Source organism: Paragemmobacter kunshanensis (assembly GCF_011059185.1).
Lineage (GTDB): Bacteria > Pseudomonadota > Alphaproteobacteria > Rhodobacterales > Rhodobacteraceae > Paragemmobacter > Paragemmobacter kunshanensis.
In genome coordinates, this window is record NZ_JAALFE010000008.1 from 155,175 (window position 1) to 179,611 (window position 24,437).

26 protein-coding genes and 1 tRNA gene are annotated in these 24,437 nt (G+C 65.1%); 11 read left to right on the plus strand and 16 right to left on the minus strand.

What is annotated here, in order from left to right:
* Positions 1 to 6: 6 nt before the first annotated feature.
* The 13 genes from G5V65_RS10270 to G5V65_RS10330 all read right to left on the minus strand — a co-directional run bounded on the left by G5V65_RS10270 (position 7) and on the right by G5V65_RS10330 (position 11,000).
* The gene (locus tag G5V65_RS10270; RefSeq protein ID WP_165049654.1) at positions 7 to 714 is read right to left on the minus strand and encodes a hypothetical protein; all 708 of its coding nucleotides are present in this window, start codon (positions 712 to 714) and stop codon (positions 7 to 9) included.
* A complete protein-coding gene (locus tag G5V65_RS10275) occupies positions 711 to 1,442 on the minus strand; it encodes a hypothetical protein (protein WP_165049656.1) in 732 nt (243 codons plus the stop codon). Before G5V65_RS10275 ends, G5V65_RS10270 begins: the two co-directional genes overlap by 4 nt.
* A 54-nt stretch (positions 1,443 to 1,496) precedes the next feature.
* Positions 1,497 to 2,933, minus strand: coding sequence for an NAD(P)-dependent oxidoreductase (locus G5V65_RS10280; protein WP_165049658.1), 1,437 nt, complete (start codon positions 2,931 to 2,933; stop codon positions 1,497 to 1,499).
* 162 nt (positions 2,934 to 3,095) lie between these two features.
* Positions 3,096 to 3,899, minus strand: coding sequence for an undecaprenyl-diphosphate phosphatase (locus tag G5V65_RS10285; RefSeq protein WP_206526750.1), 804 nt, complete (start codon positions 3,897 to 3,899; stop codon positions 3,096 to 3,098).
* A gap of 6 nt (positions 3,900 to 3,905) precedes the next feature.
* A complete protein-coding gene (locus G5V65_RS10290) occupies positions 3,906 to 4,790 on the minus strand; it encodes a c-type cytochrome domain-containing protein (protein WP_165049662.1) in 885 nt (294 codons plus the stop codon).
* Positions 4,791 to 4,794: 4 nt separating this feature from the next.
* Positions 4,795 to 5,781: a complex I NDUFA9 subunit family protein gene (locus tag G5V65_RS10295; protein ID WP_165049664.1), complete on the minus strand. Its 987-nt coding sequence runs from the start codon at positions 5,779 to 5,781 to the stop codon at positions 4,795 to 4,797.
* Positions 5,782 to 6,010: 229 nt separating this feature from the next.
* Positions 6,011 to 6,859, minus strand: a complete 849-nt coding sequence (locus tag G5V65_RS10300; RefSeq protein WP_165049666.1) for a cytochrome c1 — start codon at positions 6,857 to 6,859, stop codon at positions 6,011 to 6,013.
* 17 nt (positions 6,860 to 6,876) lie between these two features.
* Positions 6,877 to 8,214, minus strand: coding sequence for a cytochrome b (gene petB, locus G5V65_RS10305; protein ID WP_165049667.1), 1,338 nt, complete (start codon positions 8,212 to 8,214; stop codon positions 6,877 to 6,879).
* 11 nt (positions 8,215 to 8,225) lie between these two features.
* Positions 8,226 to 8,786, minus strand: a complete 561-nt coding sequence (gene petA / locus G5V65_RS10310; protein WP_165049668.1) for a ubiquinol-cytochrome c reductase iron-sulfur subunit — start codon at positions 8,784 to 8,786, stop codon at positions 8,226 to 8,228.
* A 290-nt stretch (positions 8,787 to 9,076) separates the two neighbouring features.
* The gene (locus tag G5V65_RS10315; RefSeq protein ID WP_165049669.1) at positions 9,077 to 9,694 is read right to left on the minus strand and encodes a glutathione S-transferase; all 618 of its coding nucleotides are present in this window, start codon (positions 9,692 to 9,694) and stop codon (positions 9,077 to 9,079) included.
* Between the two features lie 202 nt (positions 9,695 to 9,896).
* A complete protein-coding gene (locus G5V65_RS10320) occupies positions 9,897 to 10,505 on the minus strand; it encodes an FMN-binding negative transcriptional regulator (protein ID WP_165049671.1) in 609 nt (202 codons plus the stop codon).
* A gap of 224 nt (positions 10,506 to 10,729) precedes the next feature.
* On the minus strand, positions 10,730 to 10,855 hold the full coding sequence (gene ykgO, locus G5V65_RS10325) for a type B 50S ribosomal protein L36 (RefSeq protein WP_023666132.1): 126 nt from the start codon (positions 10,853 to 10,855) through the stop codon (positions 10,730 to 10,732).
* A 70-nt stretch (positions 10,856 to 10,925) separates the two neighbouring features.
* A tRNA-Val gene (locus G5V65_RS10330) sits at positions 10,926 to 11,000 on the minus strand.
* Positions 11,001 to 11,136: 136 nt separating this feature from the next.
* Between G5V65_RS10330 and G5V65_RS10335 the strand changes: the two genes are divergently transcribed.
* Complete coding sequence (locus G5V65_RS10335) at positions 11,137 to 12,000, plus strand: N-formylglutamate amidohydrolase (RefSeq protein ID WP_165049672.1); 864 nt, start codon at positions 11,137 to 11,139, stop codon at positions 11,998 to 12,000.
* On the opposite strand, the gene G5V65_RS10340 is transcribed toward G5V65_RS10335, so the two are convergent.
* Entirely contained in the window at positions 12,001 to 13,254 is a 1,254-nt protein-coding gene (locus G5V65_RS10340) for a DNA polymerase IV (protein ID WP_165049673.1), read from the minus strand.
* 114 nt (positions 13,255 to 13,368) lie between these two features.
* Between G5V65_RS10340 and G5V65_RS10345 the strand changes: the two genes are divergently transcribed.
* The 3 genes from G5V65_RS10345 to G5V65_RS10355 are packed head-to-tail and all read left to right on the plus strand — an operon-like array spanning position 13,369 to position 14,943.
* On the plus strand, positions 13,369 to 14,247 hold the full coding sequence (locus G5V65_RS10345) for an SPFH domain-containing protein (RefSeq protein WP_165049674.1): 879 nt from the start codon (positions 13,369 to 13,371) through the stop codon (positions 14,245 to 14,247).
* Entirely contained in the window at positions 14,247 to 14,519 is a 273-nt protein-coding gene (locus tag G5V65_RS10350; RefSeq protein ID WP_165049675.1) for an NfeD family protein, read from the plus strand. The genes G5V65_RS10345 and G5V65_RS10350 overlap by 1 nt, the downstream gene beginning before the upstream one ends.
* Positions 14,509 to 14,943, plus strand: a complete 435-nt coding sequence (locus G5V65_RS10355) for an NUDIX hydrolase (RefSeq protein ID WP_165049676.1) — start codon at positions 14,509 to 14,511, stop codon at positions 14,941 to 14,943. Before G5V65_RS10350 ends, G5V65_RS10355 begins: the two co-directional genes overlap by 11 nt.
* Here the strand turns inward: G5V65_RS10355 and pyrF are convergent.
* Positions 14,918 to 15,613 (minus strand): orotidine-5'-phosphate decarboxylase, encoded by a 696-nt coding sequence (gene pyrF, locus G5V65_RS10360; protein WP_165049678.1) that lies wholly within the window; start codon positions 15,611 to 15,613, stop codon positions 14,918 to 14,920. The two genes, G5V65_RS10355 and pyrF, sit on opposite strands and share 26 nt — an antisense overlap.
* A gap of 107 nt (positions 15,614 to 15,720) precedes the next feature.
* Here pyrF and G5V65_RS10365 point away from each other — a divergent pair, with 107 nt between their 5' ends.
* The 5 genes from G5V65_RS10365 (at position 15,721) to clpB (ending at position 21,704) form a co-directional block, all read left to right on the plus strand.
* Positions 15,721 to 16,614: an ROK family protein gene (locus G5V65_RS10365; protein ID WP_165049680.1), complete on the plus strand. Its 894-nt coding sequence runs from the start codon at positions 15,721 to 15,723 to the stop codon at positions 16,612 to 16,614.
* Complete coding sequence (locus G5V65_RS10370) at positions 16,607 to 17,329, plus strand: copper homeostasis protein CutC (RefSeq protein ID WP_165049682.1); 723 nt, start codon at positions 16,607 to 16,609, stop codon at positions 17,327 to 17,329. Before G5V65_RS10365 ends, G5V65_RS10370 begins: the two co-directional genes overlap by 8 nt.
* A gap of 14 nt (positions 17,330 to 17,343) precedes the next feature.
* Positions 17,344 to 18,117, plus strand: a complete 774-nt coding sequence (locus G5V65_RS10375) for a hypothetical protein (RefSeq protein ID WP_165049712.1) — start codon at positions 17,344 to 17,346, stop codon at positions 18,115 to 18,117.
* Positions 18,114 to 18,938, plus strand: coding sequence for a TolB family protein (locus G5V65_RS10380; RefSeq protein ID WP_165049684.1), 825 nt, complete (start codon positions 18,114 to 18,116; stop codon positions 18,936 to 18,938). The genes G5V65_RS10375 and G5V65_RS10380 overlap by 4 nt, the downstream gene beginning before the upstream one ends.
* A gap of 153 nt (positions 18,939 to 19,091) precedes the next feature.
* Positions 19,092 to 21,704 carry an ATP-dependent chaperone ClpB gene (gene clpB / locus G5V65_RS10385; RefSeq protein ID WP_165049686.1) on the plus strand — a complete coding sequence of 871 codons (2,613 nt, stop codon included), beginning with the start codon at positions 19,092 to 19,094 and terminating at the stop codon, positions 21,702 to 21,704.
* A 54-nt stretch (positions 21,705 to 21,758) separates the two neighbouring features.
* On the opposite strand, the gene G5V65_RS10390 is transcribed toward clpB, so the two are convergent.
* Complete coding sequence (locus tag G5V65_RS10390) at positions 21,759 to 22,244, minus strand: fasciclin domain-containing protein (protein WP_165049688.1); 486 nt, start codon at positions 22,242 to 22,244, stop codon at positions 21,759 to 21,761.
* A gap of 288 nt (positions 22,245 to 22,532) precedes the next feature.
* On the opposite strand from G5V65_RS10390, the gene msrP reads away from it, so the two are divergent.
* Together msrP and msrQ are read left to right on the plus strand one after the other, a co-directional pair.
* Positions 22,533 to 23,444, plus strand: a complete 912-nt coding sequence (gene msrP, locus G5V65_RS10395) for a protein-methionine-sulfoxide reductase catalytic subunit MsrP (protein WP_165049689.1) — start codon at positions 22,533 to 22,535, stop codon at positions 23,442 to 23,444.
* Positions 23,444 to 24,052, plus strand: a complete 609-nt coding sequence (gene msrQ, locus G5V65_RS10400; protein ID WP_165049691.1) for a protein-methionine-sulfoxide reductase heme-binding subunit MsrQ — start codon at positions 23,444 to 23,446, stop codon at positions 24,050 to 24,052. The genes msrP and msrQ overlap by 1 nt, the downstream gene beginning before the upstream one ends.
* Positions 24,053 to 24,437 lie beyond the last annotated feature (385 nt).

The following is a 24,437-nucleotide window of genomic DNA, read 5'->3' on the forward strand; positions in this document are numbered from 1 at the left end:
GTCTCCTTACGACTTTGGCGTGAACGGCAGCGATGACATCACGGCATCGCAATCGAACAGGGGCTGGGTGCTGGCAAAACCGGGCTCGCCCGGAAAGATGAACTGGATCGGGCTGCCGTCCAGCGGCAGATAGGTTCCGTCCCCGCCATCCCATTGCGACGGGCCGGAAAAGAACAGCCGCCAGTCGGGATGGATATATTCGTTCCCGCGCGACCGGCGCAGGACATTCCCCGAAAGATCCGTCTCGGTGAAGTTGAACTCGGTCTCCTGCAGGGTGATCCCGTCGATCACCACCTGCCGCCCGGTCAGCCGGTCACTCCCGCGCACGCGGGTCCGCTCGCCGGTATCATCCGACAGGCCGAAGATGAAACTGTCATTCCCCGTGGCCAGCAACCCGCTGAACGAGGCCGGGTCCTGCGGGTTCGGGTCCAGCGTCTGCCGCACCGGCGGGTCAAGCTCGAAGCTCTCCACCCATTGCGCCTCGCTGTCGATGCGCGAGGTGAAATAGGGCCCCTCCTGATCGAAATCCGTGCGCCACTGGTCGCCCGCCGCATCGGCGCTGCAGGTATAGTGGTTCGACACCCGGCATCCCTTGGATTGCACCGTCAGAAAGGTGGTGCAGCCTTCGGGCGCGGCAAAGGATCCGGCCATCGCGGGCAGGGCAGACCCCATCACGATGCAGGCGGCCAGGCGGGGCAGGGCGGCGCGTCTCATGCGGCTTTTCCTTTGCTGCGGGCGTTCAGGCTTTGGCTCAGAAGATCGGCCAGCGCGTCCCCGCGCCGGGCAAAGGCAAGGTCCACAACCTCGGGCAATAGGCCTGCCTGCTTGATCCGGGTCGCCGTGTCATGCCGGGCACCGGGCAGGAAATACAGGTTGGTATTCGCCGCCTGCGGCAAAAGCCGCGTCTGCGGCTTTTCCAGCCGCGACATGCCCATCACGATATGATGCGCAGTCCCCGCTGCCATCAGATCCGCCGCACAGCGGATGCGGATCGCCCCGATCCTGCTGCGATAGCGCGCCCAGCGCCCCTCGTCCGGCACAAGCGCGGGGTCGATCGACATCTGCGGCGAAAAGGCCAGCGCCGCCTGCACCGGCACAAAGCCCCCGATCACCAGCGCGGCAAACCCCCCCATGGAGTAGCCCAGCGTCACCGTCTCATCCGCGCCCACTTCCTCGCGCGCGGCCTCGATCACCTCGACGATATCCTCGATCAGCCCCGGCGCGTTCAGCCAGCTGCGCTGCGGATCGGCGATGAACACCGCATTGTCCCGCCCATCCGCCGTGGCGCTGCGCGCGAATTCCAGGATCGGCGGCGTGTTCGGCCCATGCCCCACCGATGAGAACACCACCACCAGCCGCCGGCTGCGGCCCCGATGCCACCAGACCCACAGCCCGCGGTCCTTGCGCAAAAGCGTGATGTCCAGACGCGGCGCTGCCGTCATCTGCCCATCCTCCGCCTCTGAACCCGCTGTTTCCCGCACGGTGAAACGCCTCTCCTACTCGGCCGCCACCTGCGCGGGCTGCGCCAGATAGTCCAGAATCGCCTCTGCCGCCTCGCGCCCGTCGCGGATCGCCCAGACGACAAGGCTCGCCCCGCGCACGATGTCGCCCACGGCATAGACGCCGGGCAGGCTGGTCTCATGGCTGCGGAAATCCGCCCGGATCGTGCCCCAGCGCGTGACGGCAAGCTCCGGCACACCCCACAGCGCGGGGATCTCCTCCGGCTCGAATCCCAGCGCCTGCACCACCAGATCGGCAGGCTCCACATAATCCGCGCCCTCGATCACCTCGGGCGATTGCCGCCCCGTCGCGTCCGGCGCGCCAAGCCGCATCCGCTGCACCATCACGCCCTCGACCGATGCCGCCCCGGTGAATCCCTTCGGCGCCGTCAGCCAGACGAACTCCACGCCCTCTTCCTCGGCATTCTGCACTTCGCGCTGCGATCCCGGCATGTTCGCCCGGTCGCGGCGATAGAGGCACTTCACCGATGTCGCGCCCTGCCGGATGGCGGTGCGCACGCAGTCCATCGCCGTGTCGCCGCCGCCGATCACCACCACGCGCTTGCCTTCCGCGTTCAACGCGCCGCTGTCGAATTCGGCGACCTCGTCGCCAAAGCTCTTGCGGTTCGACGCCGTCAGGTAATCCAGCGCCTTCACGATCCCCGCCGCGCCCACACCGGGGGCAGCGATGTCGCGCGCCTTGTAGACGCCCGTCGCGATCAGCACGGCATCATGCTGGCCCCGGATCGCATCAAAGCTGATATCCACGCCCACTGTGCAATTCAGCACGAATTGCACACCCGCCTCTTCCAGCTGCTCGATGCGCTGCATGACCACGGGCTTTTCCAGCTTGAATCCCGGAATCCCATAGGTCAGCAGACCCCCCGCGCGGTCATAGCGGTCATAGACCGTGACCTGCACGCCCTTCCGGCGCAGCATGTCCGCCGCCGCCAGCCCCCCGGGCCCCGCGCCGATGATTCCCACCGATTCCGTCCGCTCTGCCTGCGGCTTGATCGGCTGCACCCAGCCGTTCTCCCAGGCCGTATCGGTGATGTATTTCTCCACCGACCCGATGGTCACCGTGCCATGGCCCGATTGCTCGATCACGCAATTGCCTTCGCAGAGGCGATCCTGAGGGCAGATCCGCCCGCAGATCTCGGGGAAGGTGTTGGTCGCCTGCGAAATCTCATAGGCTTCCTGCAACCGCCCCTCGGCCGTCAGGCGCAGCCAGTCGGGGATATTGTTGTGCAGCGGGCAATGCGACTGGCAGTAGGGCACGCCGCACTGGCTGCACCGCCCCGCCTGTTCCGCGGCCTTCTCGGCGGCATATTCGCGATAGATCTCGTGGAAATCCTGCGCCCGCAGGTTCGCCGGCCGCTTCTCGGGCGTCTCCTTGGCAACGGTCACGAACTGAAGCATGCGGTTCTTTGCCATGAGGCGCCCTCTCATCCGGGAAATCTCGGGTGCGCCTTCTTACTTTGCCCGCTCAGGGAATAAAAGTCAGTATATGTGACCTATTATGCGGTTTTTCCGGCAATGGGTCAATTTTGCTGTCCGATTTCCCCTGAAATAGGTCAGCACGGTTTCCAAACCTGATCAAAAACCCAGCGATAACAGGATCAAGGCCCCCGTCCCCACGATGATTCGCCACCAGCCGAAAACCGCAAACCCATTCCGGCTGACGAAATCCAGCGTCCAGCGCACCACCAGAACCGCCGAAAGAAAGGCCAGCGCAAAGCCCACGCCGATGTCGACAGCGGCCGAGAAATCCAGCACATCCCGGCTTTTCCACAGGTCATAGGCAAAGGCCCCGGCCATGGTCGGCATGGAAAGAAAGAACGAAAACTCGGCCGAGGCGCGCTTCCCGACCCCCAGCATCCGCGCCCCCACGATGGTGGCCCCCGACCGGCTGACGCCCGGCACCATCGCCAGGCACTGGATGAACCCGATCGCCAGCGCCTTGCGCAGCGGCAGGTCCATCGCCTCGTCATGCACGGGCACGGGCGCCACGCGATCCACCACCACCAGCACGAATCCACCCAGGATCAGCATCACCGCAATCAGCATCGGCGTCTCGAACAGCACCGTCTTGATGATGTCATGCGCCAGCACGCCGATGACCACCGCAGGCAGGAAGGCGATCAGCACCGACATCGCAAAGCGGAACGACGCCGGATCGCTGTGCATGGTCGACAGAACGCGCCACAGCTTCGCCGCATAGACCGTCAGGATCGCCAGCACCGCGCCCAGCTGGATCACCACCTCGAAGGTGCGTCCGGGGCTGTCGAATCCCAGGAAATGCCCCGCCAGCAGCAGATGCCCGGTCGAGGAGACGGGAATGAACTCGGTCAGCCCTTCCAGAAGGCCCAGAAAGGCAGCAATCAGCGTATTATCCATCAATCCGTCCTAGCGATCCCTCAGCCGTGTCGCGCGCACCGATCCATCGGCCTGCACTTCACCGCGCATTTCCGCAGCGCCACCCATGCCGGGCCAGTCATCCACCCGCGTGCCGCCATCCACCACGAAGGCGGCCCCGTCGATCTCTGCCTCGCCCGTCACAAGGCCCCGCAGCCGGACCTGCCCCCCTGCCGGAACAGGCGCGGCGACGCCCGCGCCATCCCGCGCGCCCTGCGCGATCCAGTCCCGGATCAGGCGGATATCCTCCTCCGGCAACCAGGGCGGCCCGTCGAACGGCATGCGCGGCGCGGCAAGCCCCACCACCCGCCGCCAGACCTCTGACATCTCCGGATTGCCCGGCACGATCACCACCCGGTCCGGCGGGCCAAGCACATGCGCCAGACTGTCCAGCCGCAACCCTTCCGGCGGCGCGCCCATCTTGGAATTGTCCGAATGGCACTTCACGCAGACCTTCAGAAAGATCGGCTCCACATCCGGCCAAAGCACATCCGCGCCCGGCGCCGGCCGGCGCCGCTCCGGCAAGGCCGCCACCTCGCCACCCTCGGGCATGCCCGCGGCGATCCAGTCCGAAACCAGCGCGATCTCCCCCTCTGAAAGGAAGGGCGGCCCGTCCAGCGGCATCTGCGGTTCCGCTTCCCCGCGCAGACGCTGCAGGATGGGGCTGTTCATGTCGCCCGCGATGGCGACCGGGCCATTCTCGCTGCCCGCCAGCACCCCGGCATGGCTGTCAAGCCGCAGGCCCAGCGGTGCATCCTCGCCGGAATGGCACATCACGCAGCGTTCGGCGAAAAGCGCGGCCACCGCCCCGAAATCCGCGGTCTCCTGCGCGGCGGCGGCCCCGGACAAAAGGCACAGCGCCAGCGCCACGCGCATCCGATCAGACCTTGCGCAGGTTCTTGGCCGATTCCTTGATCGCGGCATACTGCCCCGACGGGCGATAGCGCCACAGATATTCCGGCAGGACCGGGCCCATCGCCGTCGGCGTGATCCCCAGATCGGCCAGCCCCTTCGCCCCGGGTGATACCACATTGTCGGCCCTCAGGTTGCGCACCTGATCCCGCGTGATCAGCCCGTTATGGAACAGGCCCAGCGTCACCGCCTGCAAAAGGTCGAACGCCCCGCCCATGATCGAGGCCGCAAAGAAGGGCACATTCACGATCAGGCGGCGGCGGCGGATCACCTGCAGCATCTGGCGCATCAGGTCGCGGAAGGTCGCCACATCCGGCCCACCCAGTTCATAAATGCCCGGCGCGGCCTCGGCCTTGATGCCCTTCACGGCGGCCTGGGCGACATCGTCCACATAAACCGGCTGGAACCGCGTGCCCGCCCCCACCACCGGCAAGACCGGCCCGAAGCGCGTCATCGCGGCGAAGCGGTTGAAGAAGCCATCCTCGTTCCCGAAGATGATCGAAGGCCGCAGGATCACCGCCCCCGGAAAGGCCGCCAGAACGGCCTTCTCGCCCGCCGCCTTGGTCTGCTGATAGACGGACGGGCTGTCCGCATCCGCCCCGATGGCCGAAAGATGGACAAGCCGCGCCACGCCCTCTTCGGATGCGATCCGCGCGATTCGCCCCGCGCCTTCGGCCTGCACGGCCTCAAAGCTGTTCTTGCCCGACCGGTTCAGGATGCCGATGCAGTTCACCACCGCATCCGCCCCCCGCATCGCCGCCCGGACCGAGGCATCGTCGCGGATGTTGCAGGCCACAGGCTCCACCTGACCGACCACGCCATAGGGCTTCACGAACAGCGCCTCGTTCGGGCGGCGCACCGCCACACGCACGCGCCAGCCCTCCTTGGCCATGCGCCGCGCGATGTAACGGCCGACAAAGCCCGAACCGCCATAGATGGTGACAAGCTTGCTCATGTCCGGTTCCCCAATTCTTGTTGACAGGGTGATTACACCCTCGCGCGGTCAAGGCCAAGCACCCTTGCGCCGCAGGGCAGCAGGAACGATTTTGCTGCGAAAAATCTCGTCGGACTTTCCCTGAAAGTCCGCTTTCAGAATTTTCGCAGAAAATTCGTGCCCCCGACCCCGCCAAAAGGAAAAGCCCCGTCCGGGGACGGGGCTTTCCGAAAGATTTCGACAGGTGGTGTCAGGCGGCCTTCTTGCCCTTCACGCCCGCCCAGATCCGCTTGTTCGTCAGATACAGGAGCGAGGCGAGGATGATCAGGAAGATCACCGCCTTGAAGCCCGATTCCCGGCGATCCATCAGCTTGGGTTCCGCCGCCCACATCAGGAAGGAGGACACATCCTCCGCCATGTCGGCCACGGTCGCCGGATGCCCGTCGGCATAGGTCACCAGATCATCCGACAGCGGCTCGGGCATCGCGATCCAGCTTCCCGGAACGGTCGAGACGCCATGCTCGTCCTTGCAGCTGTCCGGCACGCCGCCATTCGGGAAGGCGGTGTTGTAGTAATAGCCGTCGATCCCGTCCGGCGCGCATTCCGGGTTTTCCTCGTAATGCGTCAGGATGGAATAGATGTATTCCGGCCCGCCCATCCCGTTGAAAAGCTGGCTCAGCCCGGTGCCGTAGGGCCCGTGGAACCCGGCGCGCGACTTGGCCATCAGCGACAGGTCCGGCGCGGTTTCCATCCCCGAAACCGGGAAATGGTCCGTCGGCACGCCTTCACGGTCCTCGCCGGTATCCCGGTCGGTCACCGTGAACTGCTTGGCATAGGCGCGAACCTGATCCTCGGGCAGTTGCGGGCCGCCTTCATCGGCCAGCGTCCGGATCGGCACGTATTTCAGCCCGTGGCAGGCCGAGCAGACCTCGGTATAGACCTGAAGCCCGCGCTGCAGCTGGAACTGGTCGAACTTCCCGAACGGGCCCTCATGCGCGAAGGCCAGATCCGTCAGCTCGGCATGGCCGCCCGCGGCAAGCGCCGCCCCGGAGGAAATGGCCAGGGCCGAGGCCGCGGTGAGTGCGATTTTCCTGATCATCTTGCTCAGTTCCCTTCTCACTCGGCCGGATGCGCAGCGGCAGAACCGCCCGCCTTGCCGTAGTGGGCATTGAAGTCATCCTCGATCGTCGCCGGCTGCGGCAGCGGCTTCTCGATCACGCCAAGCAGCGGCAGGATCACGAGGAAATAGGCGAACCAATAGGCCGAAGCGATCAGCGAGATGGTCGCATAGGGCTCTTCCGCAGGCATCGCACCGACCCACATCAGGACGATGAAATCGACGACCAGCAGCGCGAACCACCATTTGAACATCGGCCGATACCGGCCCGACCGCACCGAGGAGGTGTCCAGCCACGGCGCCAGCGCCATCACCGCGATCGCCCCGAACATCGCCAGCACGCCAAAGAACTTGGCATCGACGATCCCGAAGGTGATCCATTCCGCCGCGATCACGACCCAGACATCCGCCGTGAAGGCGCGCAGGATGGCGTAGAAGGGCAGGAAGTACCATTCCGGCACGATATGCGCGGGCGTCGCCAGCGGATTCGCCTCGATATAGTTGTCGGGGTGGCCCAGATAGTTCGGCATGAAGCCCACGATGGCAAAGAACACCGCCAGGATCACGGCCAGCGCGAACAGGTCCTTGATCACGTAATAGGGCCAGAACGGCACCGTATCCTTCGCCGCCTCTTCCTTGGAACCGCGGCGCACTTCAACACCCGTGGGGTTGTTGTTGCCGGTGGTGTGGAAGGCCCAGATATGCACCGCGACCAGCGCCGCGATCACGAAGGGCAGCAGATAATGCAGGCTGAAGAAGCGGTTCAGCGTGGCATTGTCCACCGCAGGCCCGCCCAGAAGCCAGGTCTGGATCGCACCGCCCACGCCGGGAATCGCGCCGAACAGGCCGGTGATCACCGTCGCACCCCAGAAGGACATCTGCCCCCAGGGCAGCACATAGCCCATGAAGGCCGTGCCCATCATCATCAGATAGATCAGCATCCCGATGATCCAGGTCACCTCGCGCGGCGCCTTGTAGGACCCGTAGTAAAGACCGCGGAAGATGTGCAGGTAAACCGCCACAAAGAACAGCGACGCGCCGTTCGCATGCAGGTAGCGGATCATGTAGCCGCCATTCACGTTGCGCATGATGTGTTCGACCGATGCAAAGGCATAGTCCACATGCGGCGTGTAATGCATCACCAGGATGATGCCGGTGACGATCTGCAGCGCAAGGCAGAAGGTCAGGATGATCCCCCAGATCCACATCCAGTTCAGGTTCTTGGGCGTGGGGATCATGATCGTGTCATACAGCATGCCGACGATCGGCAGGCGCTTGTGCAACCACTTCTCGCCGCCCGTCTTGGGCTCGTAATGGTCGTGCGGAATTCCGGCCATCTGTCTGTTCCTTACCCGAGCTTGATCGTCGATTCGTCGATGAAGGCCGCAATCGGCACATCGAGGTTGCGCGGCGCCGGTCCCTTGCGGATGCGCCCGGCCGTATCATAGTGCGACCCGTGGCAGGGGCAGAACCAGCCCCCGAACTCCCCGGCGCCATCGCCCAGCGGCACGCAGCCCAGATGGGTGCAGACGCCCATCATCACCAGCCACTCGCCCGCTTCGTCCAGCGTGCGGTTCTCGTCCGAGGCGTCGGCCTCCGGCTTGTTGGCATTCTCGCCATTCGCGTCAGGCAGGTCCGTCAGCGGCGTGCTGCGCGCGGCCTCGATCTCTTCCGGCGACCGGCGGCGGATGAAGACCGGCTTGCCCAGCCATTTCACCGTCAGCTGCGTGCCGACTTCCACACCCGAGACATCGACAAAGATCGACGACAGGGCCTGAACATCGGCCGACGGGTTCATCTGGTTGATCAGCGGCCAGACAGCGGCGCCCGTGGCAACCGCCCCGGCCCCTGCCGTTGCATAGTACAGGAAATCCCGCCGGGTACCTGCGTTGTCGTCAGCGTGGGACACGAGATCTTCTCCCTTCCAGAGGCGCGGGGCTGTCCCGCGACCCATAAATGGTGGGGCCGCGGTCACCCGCAGCCTTGCCGGGCGGCTTTTAGACAAGACGCGCCAGATCGTCCAGCGGACAAACGGGCGCAGACCGCCCCGGAGAGACAGGAAAAATCACCCCTGTGTCTTCCCGGGCGCGTTCGCCTGACCCGAGTCTGGTTCTTTTGCCCCGCCGCGCAAGCCGGTGCGACAACTCGCCCTGCCCGGACCGCATGGCGCCCGGCCCCAGGACGGGGCGCAGGGCCGGCCTAATGCGGCAGCGTGGCCTGCATGCTGGCACGCCCGGCAAACCGGGCCGCCCAGGCGGCAAGGCCGGGCCGTCCGGTCCGCCAGCCGCGCGCATCGTGGCGAAAGTCCAGATAACCCAGCGCACAGCCCACCGCGATCTGCCCTGCATCCAGCGGCCCCTCCAGATGCGCCATCCAGCGCGTCTCCAGCGCGTCCAGCGCCCGGTCCACCTTGGCCCATTGCCCCTCGACCCAGGGCGCAAAGCGCAGCGCCTCCGGCCGCAGCCGCCCCTCATAGACCATCAGCAGCGCGGCATCCAGGATGCCGTCCGCCGTGGCCTCCACCGTCAGCGTATCCCAGATCCGCGTATCCGAAGGGTAAAGCCCCGCCCCGGCCCCGCCATGGGCGCGCGCGTCCAGATAGCGGCAGATCACCCGGCTGTCATAAAGCGCAGGCCCTTCCGGCCGCTCCAGCGCGGGCACCTTGCCCAGAGGATTGGCCTCCAGCGGGGCGTTTGCAGGATCGACCGGGCTGCCCGATCCTGCGACCAGTTCCACCTCGGCCAGTTGTCCCGTCTCGTGCAGCAGGACCATGACCTTGCGGACATAGGGCGAGGTGGGAGAGAAAAAGAGGCGCATGTCACGGGCTCCGTCGGTTCAGCCCGACCCTAGGCGCAGGACCCGCCGCCGGAAAGCGGTTTGTGACCCACAAACCGCGCCGGAATTTGACACAAATTCCGGACCCCAACCGTCGCTCGGCCCGGACCCGATTTCTGCGTGCAGAAATCGTCGCGAAATCTGCGTCAGATTTCGCTTCCCCGGACAGGCCAGGCCGGTTCCCTTACCCGACCTCCCGCATCAGGGCCGCGATCTCCGCCGCCAGCCCGCCCTGCGCCTCAAGCGCCGCGATCACCCCGGCCCGCGCCTCGGGCGGCTTGTTCTGGTTCAGCTTCCAGGTGGCCTGCACCTCCGTCACCTCCAGCCGAAAGGGCAGGATGCCCCGCATCATCCGCTCCATCACGCCCGCGCCCATCTTGTGCTTCGTCCAGGGCCGCTTGCCCGCGATCCGCCCCTCGAACTCCGCCGAAAGCGCATCCACCTGCGGCTCCAGCCCCTCGGGCTCCATCGGCGACAGCACGCCCCGCAGATGCACCGCCACGTAATTCCATGTCGGCACCTGATCCGGCATTCCGTACCAGTCGGGCGAGACATAGGCATCCGGCCCCTGTACCGCCAGCAGGGCAGGGGCGGGCAGCCCCGCCCGGGCGATCCCGTTCGACCGCGCCAGATGCACCTCCACCACCCGTCGCGCCCCGGCCATCACGAAGGGCACATGGGCGGCCAGCGGCCCCTCTGCCCCATTGATGCACAGCATCCCGAAACCGCGCGCGGCGGCAAAGCGCAGGTTCTCGTCCTCGGGCATGGCGCGGAAGGCAGGATTTGGATGCATGGCGACCCCCGTGATCGATTCGCGATTGTCTGGTTAACGTGACGGCAAGGCCGCGCCGTGCCTATGCCGTGCATACGCCCTGCTGCACTGGCTGTCTGCACCGGCTGTTGCACCGGTTTTCGGCCGTTTCCCCGAATTAATGCAGCGTTCCCGGGCACTTGGCCCCGGCGCAAAACAAAAGGCCGCCCAAGGGGCGGCCCTGTCCTCCGGTCACCCGGAAAAGATCAGCCCTGACGGGCCTTGTACCGCTTCTGCGTCTTGTTGATCACATAGACGCGGCCCTTGCGGCGCACGACCTGGCAATCGCGATGACGCGTCTTGAGCGAGCGGAGCGAGTTCGCAACCTTCATCGTTCTTCTCCCATTCGCGGCGCGCAGCGCCTTGAAATCCTTGATGTTTCCCTTTCGGAAAACGGCGAAATGGTGGGCGGTACTGGGATCGAACCAGTGGCCACTACGATGTCAACGTAGTGCTCTACCGCTGAGCTAACCGCCCACGTTCCTTCACATTTCCGCCCGATATCAATGAAAATGACGCGGGCGGGTCCGCGTCGGTCGTCGGGTCTATAAAAGGAGTCGTCCCCGGGTTCAAGGGGTTTTGGCAACGCGGGAAACACGGCTATATCTGACGCATGATCAACGACGCCTTCACCCTCCACCTCCCCCCCCGCCGGACCTCTCCGGTCATCTTCTCGTCGCCCCATAGCGGTGCGGAATACCCGCAGGCCTTTGTTTCCAATAGCCTTCTTGATCACCACATGATCCGGTCATCGGAAGATGCCTTCGTGGATCGCCTGTTTTCCGCCGCCCCTGATCACGGCGCCCCCCTCATCGCGGCCCGCATGCCGCGCGCCTATCTCGATCTCAACCGCGCCGCCGACGAACTCGACCCGGCGGTGATCGAAGGCATCGACCGCGCCCCCCACAACCCCCGCGTCTCTTCCGGGCTTGGCGTGATCCCCCGCGTCGTCGCCGGTGGCCGCGCGATCTATCGTGGCAAGCTTTCGCGGAAAGAGGCCGAACTGCGCCTCCTCAACGTCTGGCATCCCTATCACGCCGCGCTGAAAACCCTTCTCGATGAAAGCCTTGCAACCTTCGGCGAGGCCATTCTCATAGATTGCCACTCCATGCCGCATGAGGCGATCGAGGCCCATGCCCGCCCCGGCCATCCCCGCCCCGATGTCGTGCTGGGCGATCGTTTCGGCGCCGCCGCCTCGCGCGATGTCATGGACCGGGTCGAAGCCGCCTTCGCCGAGGCGGGCCTGCGCACCGCGCGCAACGCCCCCTTTGCCGGCGCCTATATCGCCCAGGCCTATGGGCGGCCCTCGCGCCGGCAGCATGTGGTGCAGATCGAGATCGACCGCGCACTCTACATGGACGAAGATCGCATCGTGCCCCGGCCGGATTTTCAACGATTCCAGGGCGTTATCACAGGCGTCATCGCCCGGATCACCGCCTTTTCGACAGGCGACCGCCTGCCGCTCGCGGCCGAGTGATCAGCGCAGGGCGCGCCCCTTGATGATCGCGTCCTTGCCGAATTTCGCCCGGATCGCATCCGCCGCGCGTTCGGCCTTGGCCCGCTTCCCGGCATCGGGATCCAGCAGATCACCCGACCGATCCGCCTGGTCCTCGTCCACCAGATCCGCCAGCGCCACGCCGATCAGCCGGAAGGGCCCCTTCGCCCCGGCCTTGTCGAACAGATCGCGCGCCTCGCGATAGATGCGGTCGGCGATCTGGGTGGCATCGCCAAGGGCATGCCGCCGCGTAACAGACTGAAAATCTTCACGTTTCAGCTTCAGAACCACGGTCCGCCCTGCCAGCCGCCTGGCCTTTGCCCGATCCGCCACCTGTTCGGCAAGCCGCCAGATATGCCCATCCAGAATGTCGGGATCACCGGTATCCTCGTGAAAGGTCGTCTCCTTCCCGATGGATTTCGGCCGTTCGTCCCGGCTGACGCGCCGCTGATCCTGGCCCCGCGCCAGATGGTACAGCCGATCCCCCATGGATCCGAATCGTGCCACGAGATCGACCCGCTCCCACCGCCGAAGATCGGCAATCGTCCGGATCCCCGCCGCCTCCAGCGCGGCCTGTGTTGCAGTCCCCACACCCCAGATGATCCGCACCGGCCGAGGTTCCAGAAAGCCCTGGGTTTCCGCCCGCCCGATGACCGAAAACCCCTTCGGCTTGTCCAGATCGCTGGCGATCTTTGCCAGAAACTTGTTGTGGCTCAACCCGATAGACCCGGTCAGCCCCAGTTCCGTCTCCATCCGCCGCACCAGCCGCGCCAGCATCACGGCGGGCGGTGCCCCATGCAGCCGCGCGGTGCCCGACAGATCAATGAAGGCTTCGTCCAGCGACAGGGGCTCGATATCCGGCGTCAGTTCTTCCATCATCGCGCGGATCTTGCGGCTTTCCTCGGCATAGGCCGCAATGCGCGGCTTCACCACCACCGCCTGCGGGCACAGCTTCAGCGCCTGGAACATCGGCATCGCCGACCGGACACCGGAAATCCGCGCGATATAGCAGCAGGTCGAAACCACCCCCCGTGTCCCGCCCCCCACGATCACCGGCTTGTCGGCAAGGCCCGGATCGTCCCGCTTCTCGACGCTCGCGTAGAAGGCATCGCAATCCATGTGGGCGATCGACAGATCGAACAGTTCGGGATGCGAAACGATGCGCGGGCTGCGGCAGGACGGGCAGCGCGCGGCATGGTCGAATGTGGTCAGGCAATCGCGGCACAGGGCGGGCATGGCGCATTATGCGCCCGCCCGCGTCAGGCGTCCATGCCCGCCCGCGCGCCCTGCCTCTTGCGCGCATGGCTGCCAATCGCCATGATTCTCGTATCGTTTTCAGGAGGTCGGCGCATGCTTTCCGAAATACTTGGCGGCAACGCCGTCTTTCTCGCCATTGCCGTATTCATTATTCTCTGCATCTTTCTGGGCGTCCGGATCGTGCCCCAGTCGGAAAAGCATGTGGTCGAACGCTTTGGCCGCCTGCGCGCGGTGCTGGGGCCGGGGATCAACTTCGTCGTCCCCTTCCTCGACCGTGTTCCCCACAAGATTTCTGTCCTCGAACGGCAACTGCCCAACGCCTCGCAAGACGCGATCACGGCGGACAACGTGCTGGTGAAGGTGGAAACCTCGGTCTTCTACCGTATCACCGAACCGGAAAAGACGGTCTACCGCATCCGCGATGTCGACGGGGCCATCGCCACCACCGTGGCGGGGATCGTGCGCAGCGAAATCGGCAAGCTGGAACTGGATCAGGTGCAATCAGGCCGGGCGCAACTGATCGAACGCGTCCGCGAACAGGTGCGGATGATGGTCGATGACTGGGGGGTAGAGGTGACGCGCGCCGAAATCCTTGACGTCAATCTCGACGATGCCACCCGCGCCGCCATGCTCCAGCAACTCAACGCCGAACGCGCCCGCCGCGCCCAGGTGATGGAGGCCGAGGGGAAGAAACGCTCCGTGGAACTTGCCGCCGATGCCGATCTTTACGCCGCCGAACAGGCCGCCAAGGCCAAGCGCATCTCTGCCGATGCCGAGGCCTATGCCACGGGCGTGATCGCCAGCGCGATTGCCGCCAACGGGCTTGAGGCCGCGCAGTACCAGATCGCCATGAAGCAGGTCGAGGCGCTGGCGCAGGTCGCCGTGGGTGAGGGCAAGCAGACGATCCTTCTTCCCGCCAGCGCGCTTGAGGCCTTCGCCGATGCGTTCAAGCTTGTCCGGGGGAAGGCCTGATGTGGTGGTCCATCTGGTGGGTCTGGATCGCGGCGGGGTTCCTGATCGGCGGGCTTGAGATCCTTGCCCCGGGTTACATCTTCCTTGGCTTTGCCATCGGCGCCGTTGTGACGGGCATCCTTCTCGGCCTTGGCGTCCTGTCGGGCGGGCCTGCCCTTCTGGTGCTGACCTTCGCCATCTGCTCCCTCGTCGCCTGGATCGCCCTGCGCCGGACGATGGGCGTGCGCGAAGGTCAGGTGAAGGTCTGGGATCGCGACATCAATGACAACTGAGGCGGGCTTTGCCGGGGCAAAGGCCGCGCTGTTCTGCGGCGATGCGCTGCTGGCCTGCCTGCGCGACAACCATCCGGGCCTGCCCTGGCCGGGCATGTGGGATTTGCCCGGGGGCGGGCGCGAAGGCGATGAAACAGCCGAGGCCTGCCTTCTGCGCGAATTGGAAGAGGAATTCGGCCTTTGCCTCGCGCCGCATCGTCTGGTGTTCCGGGCGGTGCTGCCGTCCATGCTCGATCCCGAAAGGCCGTCAGTCTTTTTCGCTGGCCAGATCACCCGGGATGAGGTTGCCGCCATCCGATTTGGCGACGAAGGTCAGGGCTGGGCGCTGATGCCTGTTCGGGACTTCCTCTCCCACCCCAAGGCGATCCCCGACCTGCAACAGCGTGTCCGCCTCGCGCTCAGCGCGCGGGAAGCTCTGCAATGACGGCCCGCGCCGCCGCTGCCGGATCCGCCGCCTGCCAGATCGGCCGCCCGACGACGATGTGATCCGCACCATCGGCGATGGCCTGATGCGGCGTCGCGATGCGCTTCTGATCCCCCGCCGCGGCCCCGGCGGGCCGGACCCCGGGCGTCACGATCAGACGGCCCTTCGCCTGCGGCAGGGCGCGGATCATCGCCGCCTCCTGCGGGCTGGCAATCACGCCATCCGCCCCCGCCTCCAGCGCCCGCGCCGCGCGTTCCAGCGTGATCTCATGGATGTCACCCGGCACGATCATGTTGGCATCCAGATCCGCCCGGTCGAGCGATGTCAGAACCGTCACCGCCATGATCTTCAATCCTGTCCCGGCCTTGCCCTCGCAGGCCGCCCGCACCACCTGCGGATCGCCATGCACGGTCAGAAGATCAAGGTCATACTGCGCGATGCCGCGCACCGCGGCCTCGATCGTGGCCCCGATGTCGAACAGCTTCAGGTCCAGGAAGACGCGCTTGCCCAGTTCGGCCTTCAACTCGTTCGCCAGCGCCAGCCCGCCCCCCGTCAGCATGCCCAGACCGATCTTGTAGAAGCTCGCCGCATCCCCGATCCGCTGCACCATGTCCAGCCCGTGCAACACATTCGGCACATCCAGCGCCACGATCAGCCGGTCATCAGACATGGGGTTTCCTTCTTCATCGGGGGTTTCGGCCAGATGCGCCGCAAGCGCGGGGCTGTCAAGCCGCGCAACACCCGCTAGGATCGCGGCAAAGCGGCAACGGGGCCTTCATGATCCTCTGTTTCGATATCGGTGGCAGCCGCATCAAGGCGGCGCTGTCCAAAGGGGGGGCGCTTTCCCCGCTCGGCGATGCGCCAACCCCGACGCAGGATTTCGACACCTTCAGGGAAACCCTGGCGGGTTTCGCCCGGGGGCGTGACCTGAGGGGAGTTGCCATCTCCATCGCCGGGGTTGTCGATCCCGAAAGCCAATCCCTGCGGGTCGCCAATATCCCCTGCGCCGATGGTCGCTGCCTCGCGCCAGAGCTTTCTGCCGCGCTGCGTCTGCCTGTCCTTGTCCTGAACGATGCCGATTGCTTTGCCATGGCCGAGGCCCGGCAGGGCGCGGGGCAGGGCCATCGCACCGTCTTTGGCGTGATCCTTGGCACGGGCGTGGGTGGCGGCCTGGTGATCGACGGCCGGCTTGTGTCCGGCCCCGGCGGATATGCGGGCGAATGGGGCCATGGCCCGGTCGCCCGGACACAGGTCGAAGGCATGACCCTGCCGGAATTCGCCTGCGGTTGCGGGCTGAACGGGTGCCTTGACACCATCGGCGGCGCGCGCGGGATCGAACGGCTGCACCTGACCCTGACGGGAGAGGCCGCCTCCTCCCATCGGATCCTGTCCGACTGGCAGGCTGGCCAATCGCAGGCAGGCAAGACGGTTGCCGTATGGCGATCGCTCCTCGCCCCGCCGCTCGCGATGATCGTGAATACGGTGGGTGCCTCCATCGTTCCGGTCGGGGGCGGCCTGTCCAATGTTCCCGACCTTGTTGCCACGCTGGATGAAGCCGTCCGTTCCATGATCCTGCGCCATGGATCCGGGCCGCTGGTGGTGCCCGCGCAATGCCGCATCGAACCCGGCCTGATCGGTGCCGCCGCCATGGGCGAGGTGACCTTTGCCTGACATCCTTCTCGAAGTCTGTGTCGAGGATGCCGCCGGGCTTGGCGCGGCCCTTCGGGGCGGCGCAGGCCGGATCGAGCTTTGTTCGGCCCTCGCGCTTGGCGGGTTGACCCCTTCGCCGGGCCTGATGCAGGCCGCACAACATGCCGGGCGGCCGGTGCTTGCAATGATCCGCCCCCGTGCGGGTGATTTCATCTGGTCCAGCGAAGACCTCCGCCAGATGCGCGGCGATATTGCCGCCGCCCGCGCCGCCGGTCTGGCGGGGGTGGTTCTCGGGGCCTCGCGCCCCGATGGGCGGCTGGATGAATGGATGCTCTCCACCCTCGCCGATGAGGCGCGGGGCATGGACCTGACCCTGAACCGCTGCTTCGATCTGGTGCCCGACAAGCCCGCCGCGCTTGAAACCGCCGTGGCGCTGGGCTTCTCCCGCATCCTCACATCGGGTGGGGCCGCCAAGGTGGCCGAGGGGGCCGAAACCCTTGCCCTCCTCATGCGGCAGGCGGGCGGGCGGATCACGATCCTGCCCGGATCGGGCATTTCCCCCGCCACGCTGCCCGCCCTCGCCCATCTGCCCTTGCGCGAAGTCCATGCCTCCTGTTCCATGGTCGAACCGGAGGCCGCGGTCATCGCCGCGCTGGGTTTTGGCCCGGCGGAACGGCGCGTGACATCGGAATCCGCGGTGCGGGCGCTGGTGGAAGCCTTGGCCCGGCTACGATGATGTGAGGGATGACAGTGCAGATCAGTGTAACCTATGACCGCCCCGAAGATGGCCCGCGTTCCGGCCCCGTGCAGGTGGGCTGGTTTCTGGCATCCGACAAGGGTGCCGTTCTTTACGATGCGCCCGAAAGGCTTGTCTCGCGGCAGGTGAACCGCGCCCATGCCAAAAGCGCCAGCCGCTGCCCCGCGGTCATCCAGATGGAAAGCCGCTATTTCGTGGTCAAATGCCCTTTCGATCTGCATATCGGCTTCACCCGCGATGAAAAGGGCAAGGCGGTGCTGGTCAACCGGGCCAGCACGGCCTCGCCCATCCGCTCGAACAAGCTGAACGAGGTTCTCACCCTGGTGTCAGAACCGGAATGGCGATACCCCGACAGGCCCACCGTCCAGTTGCACCTGCCCTACTGCTTCATCGCCGATGAACCGGTCTGGATGACGCAGATCGGCACCTTCGCCCATTACCGCAAGGATCCGCTTCCCGGCACCATCTTCGGTGGCCGGTTCCAGTTGAACCTCTGGCCGCGGCCGTTGATGTGGGCCTTCGAATGGCACGAACCGGAAAAGGACATCCTCCTGAAACGGGGAGAGCCCCTGTTCTACTGCCAGTTCGAACATGAAGGCCCGGATCGCCCGGTCCAGATGATCGAGGCGGACAAGACCCCGGAATTGACCGCCTACATGGAAAAGATCTCTGGCGTGGTGAACTACGTCAATCAGACCTTCAGCCTGATGAAGGCGGCCGAGCAGTTGCGCCCGCCCCGCCTGTTGAAACCGAAGGACAGGGGTTGAAATCCCACCTCGCCCTCTGGGACATCGCCGCCGGCAAGGCGCGCCCGCTGCTGACGGTTCCGGGCAGGATCGAGGCCCCGAACTGGCATCCCTCGGGCGATCGCCTGATGGTCAATTCCGACGGGGCGCTGTTTCTTGTGCCTGTGGCGGACCCATGCCTGATCCCTTTCGCAACCGGCCTTCAGGGCCGCTGCAACAATGATCACGGCTTCAGCCCCGATGGCAAAAGCCTTGCGTTTTCCTGCCATCTCGGCGACGGGGCCGAAATCTTCCTGATGCCTGCCAAGGGCGGGCCGCCACACCGCATCAGCCCCGCGCCGCGCAGCTGGTTTCACGGCTGGTCGCCCGATGGCACGACGCTTGTCTATGCCGCCGCCCGTGGCGCAAGCCGTGGGGTGGATATCTACAGCCTTCCCGTGAATGGCGGCAAGGAGCGGCGGCTGACCGATGGCAGGGGGCATTCCGATGGCCCGGATTTCAGCCATGACGGGCGGCGCATCTTCTGGAACTGCGATCGTGATGGTCCTGCCCAGATCTGGGTCATGCAGTCCGACGGATCCGATCAGCACCTTTTGTTTGCCGATGATCACGTGAACTGGTTTCCGCATCCTTCCCCCTGCGGCAACCACCTGATCTATCTCGCCTATCCCCCTGGTACTGTCGGGCATCCTGCCGATCTTCCCGTTGCCATCGTGCTGTGCCGTCCTGATGGCACCGACAGGCAGCGGATCATCGAGGTGACGGGCGGGCAGGGCACGATGAACGTGCCGAACTGGGCGCCCGATGGCCATGCCTTTGCCTTTGTCCACTACACGCCCTGACGGCCCGCCGATGGGGGCGCAGGAAAAGTTGACGCAGCCCTGCGCGGCAATCTTGCAACAGGCCGCCAACCCTCCCATCTTCTGATCAAGGCCGGGGCGGGCGTGCCTTTTCAGGGCGTTCGCGGGACGGTGCTATGAAAAGGAGATTTGCCGATGAACCTTGAAAAGTTCACGGAACGCTCGCGCGGGTTCCTGCAGGCCGCGCAGACCATCGCGATGCGGGAAAGCCACCAGCGGCTTGCACCCGAACATCTGCTCAAGGCGATCATGGATGACGAACAGGGGTTGGCCTCCAACCTCATCCGCCGCGCCGGGGGCGAACCCGCCCGCGTGCTGGAGGCGGTGACGCTGGCGCTGTCCAAACTGCCCAAGGTATCCGGCGACGCCCAGCCCTTCACTGACCCGGGCCTCGTCAAGGTGCTGGACGAGGCAGAGAAGCTGGCGAAAAAGGCAGGCGACAGCTTCGTCCCCGTTGAACGCCTCCTCATGGCGCTGGCCATGATCCCCGGCGGCGCGAAACAGGCGCTGGATGCCGGGGCCGTCACGCCCCAGAAACTGAACGCCGCCATCAACGACATCCGCAAGGGCCGTACCGCCGATACGGCAAGCGCCGAAGAAGGCTATGACGCGCTGAAGAAATTCGCGCGTGATCTGACCGAGGCTGCGGAACAGGGCAAGATCGACCCCATCATCGGCCGCGACGAAGAGATTCGCCGCGCCATGCAGGTTCTGTCGCGCCGGACGAAGAACAACCCCGTCCTGATCGGCGAACCCGGCGTTGGCAAGACGGCCATCGCCGAAGGCCTCGCCCTGCGGATCGTCAACGGCGACGTGCCGGAATCCCTGCGCAACAAGAAGCTCATGGCACTCGACATGGGCGCGCTGATCGCAGGCGCGAAGTATCGTGGCGAATTCGAAGAACGCCTGAAGGCCGTGCTGAACGAAGTCACCGGCGCGGATGGCGAGATCATCCTGTTCATCGACGAAATGCACACCCTCGTCGGCGCAGGCAAATCCGATGGCGCGATGGATGCGGCGAACCTCATCAAACCCGCCCTTGCGCGGGGCGAGTTGCACTGCGTCGGCGCGACTACGCTGGATGAATACCGCAAGTATGTGGAAAAGGACGCAGCCCTCGCCCGCCGCTTCCAGCCGGTGATGGTGGACGAACCTACGGTGGAAGACACCATCTCCATCCTCCGCGGGATCAAGGAGAAGTACGAACTCCACCACGGCGTCCGCATCTCTGACTCCGCGCTGGTGGCGGCGGCGACCCTGTCGCACCGCTACATCACCGACCGTTTCCTTCCCGACAAGGCGATTGACCTTGTGGATGAAGCCGCCTCCCGCCTGCGGATGGAGGTGGATTCGAAGCCCGAGGAACTGGACGCGCTGGACCGCCAGATCCTGCAATTTCAGATCGAATCCGAGGCGTTGAAGAAAGAGGACGACGCCGCCTCCCGCGACCGGCTGGAAAAGCTTGAAAAGGAACTGTCGGACCTGCAACAGCAATCCGCCGCGATGACCGCCAAATGGCAGGCCGAACGCGACTCGCTTGAGGTCGCGCGCGAGCTGAAGGAACAGCTCGACCGCGCCCGCGCCGAACTGGAACACGCCAAGCGCGAGGGGGATTTCGCCAAGGCAGGCGAACTGCAATACGGGCGCATCCCCGGTCTGGAAAAGTCGCTGGCCGAGGCAGAGGCGCGTGAGGGCGAGGCGCTGGTGTCCGAAGCCGTGCGCCCCGAACAGATCGCCGAAGTCGTGGAACGCTGGACCGGCATCCCCACGACCAAGATGCTGGAAGGCGAAAAGGAAAAGCTGCTGCGGATGGAAGAGGAGTTGGGCAAGCGTGTCGTCGGCCAGCATCAGGCCGTCGAAGCCGTGTCCAAGGCCGTCCGCCGCGCCCGCGCCGGGCTGAATGACGAAGGGCGTCCGCTGGGATCGTTCCTCTTCCTCGGCCCGACCGGGGTGGGCAAGACCGAACTGACCAAGGCGCTGGCGGAATACCTTTTCGACGACGAAACCGCGATGGTCCGCATCGACATGTCCGAATTCATGGAGAAACACGCCGTCGCCCGCCTGATCGGCGCGCCCCCCGGCTATGTCGGCTATGACGAAGGCGGGGTGCTGACCGAAGCGGTGCGCCGCAAGCCCTATCAGGTCGTCCTGTTCGACGAGGTGGAAAAGGCCCACCCGGACGTGTTCAACGTCCTGTTGCAAGTCCTCGACGACGGTATCCTGACCGATGGTCAGGGCCGCACGGTGGATTTCAAGCAGACGATCATCGTCCTGACCTCCAACCTCGGTTCGCAGGCGCTCTCGCTCCTGCCCGACGGAACCGATGCCAGCGCCGCGAAGCGCGAGGTGATGGAAGCGGTGCGCGCCCATTTCCGCCCCGAATTCCTGAACCGACTGGATGAAACGGTGATCTTCGACCGCCTCGGCCGCGCCGACATGTCGGGCATCGTGGATATCCAGCTGCGCCGTCTGGAAAAGCGGCTCGCACAGCGCAAGATCGCGCTGGAACTGGACGCCGACGCCCGCGCATGGCTGGCAGAGGAAGGCTATGATCCCGTCTACGGCGCGCGCCCCCTGAAACGGGTGATCCAGCGCCAGTTGCAGGATCCGCTGGCCGAAATGCTGCTGGCAGGCGACATCCTCGACGGATCGACCGTCCATGTGACGGCGGGCGCCGAAGGCCTGATCGTGGGCGACCGCGTCATCGCCTCGCGCCGCGACCGCCCCGCACAGGCCGTCGTCCACTGAAACGAAAAGGGGCGCAGCATCGCTGCGCCCCTTCCTCCGACAGGGAAGCGGATATCAGCCTTCCGGCGGCAGGATGACCGAGTCGATCACGTGGATCACACCGTTCGACGCCTCGATATCGGCGGTCGAAATGACGGCGCCGTTCACCTTGGCACCACCGTCCAGCGTGATGGTCACTTCACCACCCTGAACCGTCGCGGCCTTCAGGCCTTCGGACAGGTCGGTCGACATCACCTTCCCCGGCACGACGTGATAGGTCAGGATCGCGGTCAGCTTGTCCTTGTTCTCGGGCTTCAGCAGGTCTTCCACCGTGCCGGCGGGCAGCGCGGCAAAGGCGGCATCCGTCGGCGCGAACACGGTGAACGGGCCTTCGCCCTTCAGCGTTTCCACCAGACCGGCGGCTTCGACCGCCGCAACCAGCGTGGTGAAGTTGCCCGCACCCACGGCGGTATCCACGATGTCCTTGGAATGGCCGTCGGCAAAGGCGGGCGCAGACAGCGCCATCGCGGTGGTCAGGGCAAGAAAGGTTCTGCGGATCATTGGCGTCACTCCCGTTTGATCTCTCGCCAGAATTGGCCTCCCTCATATGGGGCAGGAACGGGATCGGATGACGCTGACAGTCGCGTTATCCGGGCTTGTCTTGGCGGCGCGCCCGCCTAAGCCGCGCCTCCTTTCGCCTTCAACTCAAAAACCTGTGACGCGTCTTTATCTTTTGTGAATGAAACAGTTCACTCCCTTCCTTCGTAAAGCAGAGGTGAAGGCCAGGGATGTTGTCTTTCGCGCGAACCGGCGCACAGTTCCTCCCAGCGGCTGCAACAGGAGATTGACATGAACAAAGCCCCCCTGCGCTGGTCTGACGTGACGCCAAGACATCTGTGGCTGAACAGGCGCGCCTTCATCGCGGGGGCAGGGGCCGCCGCAGTGGCGGGCCCGGCTGTGGCGGGGCTGACCTACAGCCCAAGCGCCTATTCGACTTCCGAAGAACCCAACAGTCTGGAAGAGATCACCAGCTACAACAACTTCTACGAATTCGGCACGGGGAAAGAGGATCCCTCCCGGAATGCCGGCGCGCTGACGACGGATCCCTGGTCCATCGTGATCGACGGCCTCGTCGATCGCCCGGGCAGCTATGACCTTGCGGATGTGCTGAAGGATCAGCCGCTCGAGGAACGCATCTACCGTTTCCGCTGTGTCGAGGCGTGGTCGATGATCATCCCCTGGATCGGGTTTCAGCTTTCGGGCCTTCTCAACCGCGTCGGGGTGCAGCCGGGGGCCAAGTATGTGGCCTTCGAAACCCTCGTCCGCCCGGAAGAGATGCCGGGTCAGCAATCCCCGATTCTTGACTGGCCCTATCGGGAAGGGCTGCGCCTCGATGAGGCGATGAATCCGCTCACGATTCTGGCGACCGGCCTGTATGGCGAGGTACTGCCCAATCAGAACGGCGCCCCCATCCGCCTTGTGGTGCCGTGGAAATACGGCTTCAAGTCGATCAAGAGCATCGTTCGCATCAGCCTGGTCGCCGAAGAACCGCCGACGACGTGGAACATGCTGCAACCCTCGGAATACGGCTTTTACGCCAATGTGAATCCCACAGTGGATCATCCCCGCTGGTCCCAGGCCAGCGAACGGCGCATCGGTGCGGGCCTCTTCGGGGGGCGCCAGGACACGCTGATGTTCAACGGATACGAGGAAGAGGTCGCCTCGCTCTATTCCGGCATGGATCTGGCAAAGTTCTACTGATGGATCGTCTGAACGCCCTTTCCCGCCGGGTTCCGGTCAATGCCGTCTATCTGGCGGGCGTGCTGCCTTTCCTCTGGATCGTCTGGCTGACGCTCACCAATGGACTTGGTCCCGATCCGGTGAAGGCCATCGAGTTGCGGTTGGGTGAGCTGGGCCTGCAGTTCCTCGTGGCAGGCCTTGCCATCACACCCCTGCGCTGGGCGGGGCTGAACCTGATCCGCTTCCGCCGTGCCGTCGGCCTTCTCGCCTTCTTCTATGTGTCCATGCATCTGCTGGCATGGGTCACGCTCGACATGGGCCTCCGGTGGGAGCAGATGGCCGCCGATCTGGTCAAGCGCTGGTATATCATCATCGGCATGCTGGCCTTTGCGACGATGATTCCGCTCGCCGTCACATCGACCAATGCCGCCATCCGCCGACTCGGCCCTGCCGCCTGGAATCGCCTGCATCGGCTTGTCTATGTGTCGGCACTGGGCGGGGCGATTCACTATCTGATGCTTGTGAAGGCCTGGCCGGTGGAACCCTTGGCCTATCTGGCTGCCGTTGTTGTGCTTCTGGGCCTTCGCCTCTGGCGTCATGGGCGCAGGCAGGTGGCGCAATCGGCCTGATCGGGTCTCGGCCCCCTCAGAAAATTGCCGCAGCGCAGCGCCGTTGGTGCGCTTTGTTGCGCCAACCCCAAGATTTTGTGGATAAATCCCGTCGCAGGAAAAAAATCGCCACTTTCGCATTTTTCCCTCTTGCGGCCCCCGGCGCTCCTCCGTAAATACCCCCTCACCGAAGCGGAACGGCGACGGTGGCGGACGGAAGCGGCGACGAAGCGAAAGCTGAAACGAAGCGGAAGTTCGGAACATCTGAAGACAAGGCGGACGGGGATACGCTAGGAAGCTGGCGCCCTGATCGTTTTTGTCCTTGGGTAGCTCTTTGACAAGATGATTGATGAAGGGATATGTGGGCGGTTTGGGCGCATCGGCGTCTGATCGCAGCATATCGGCC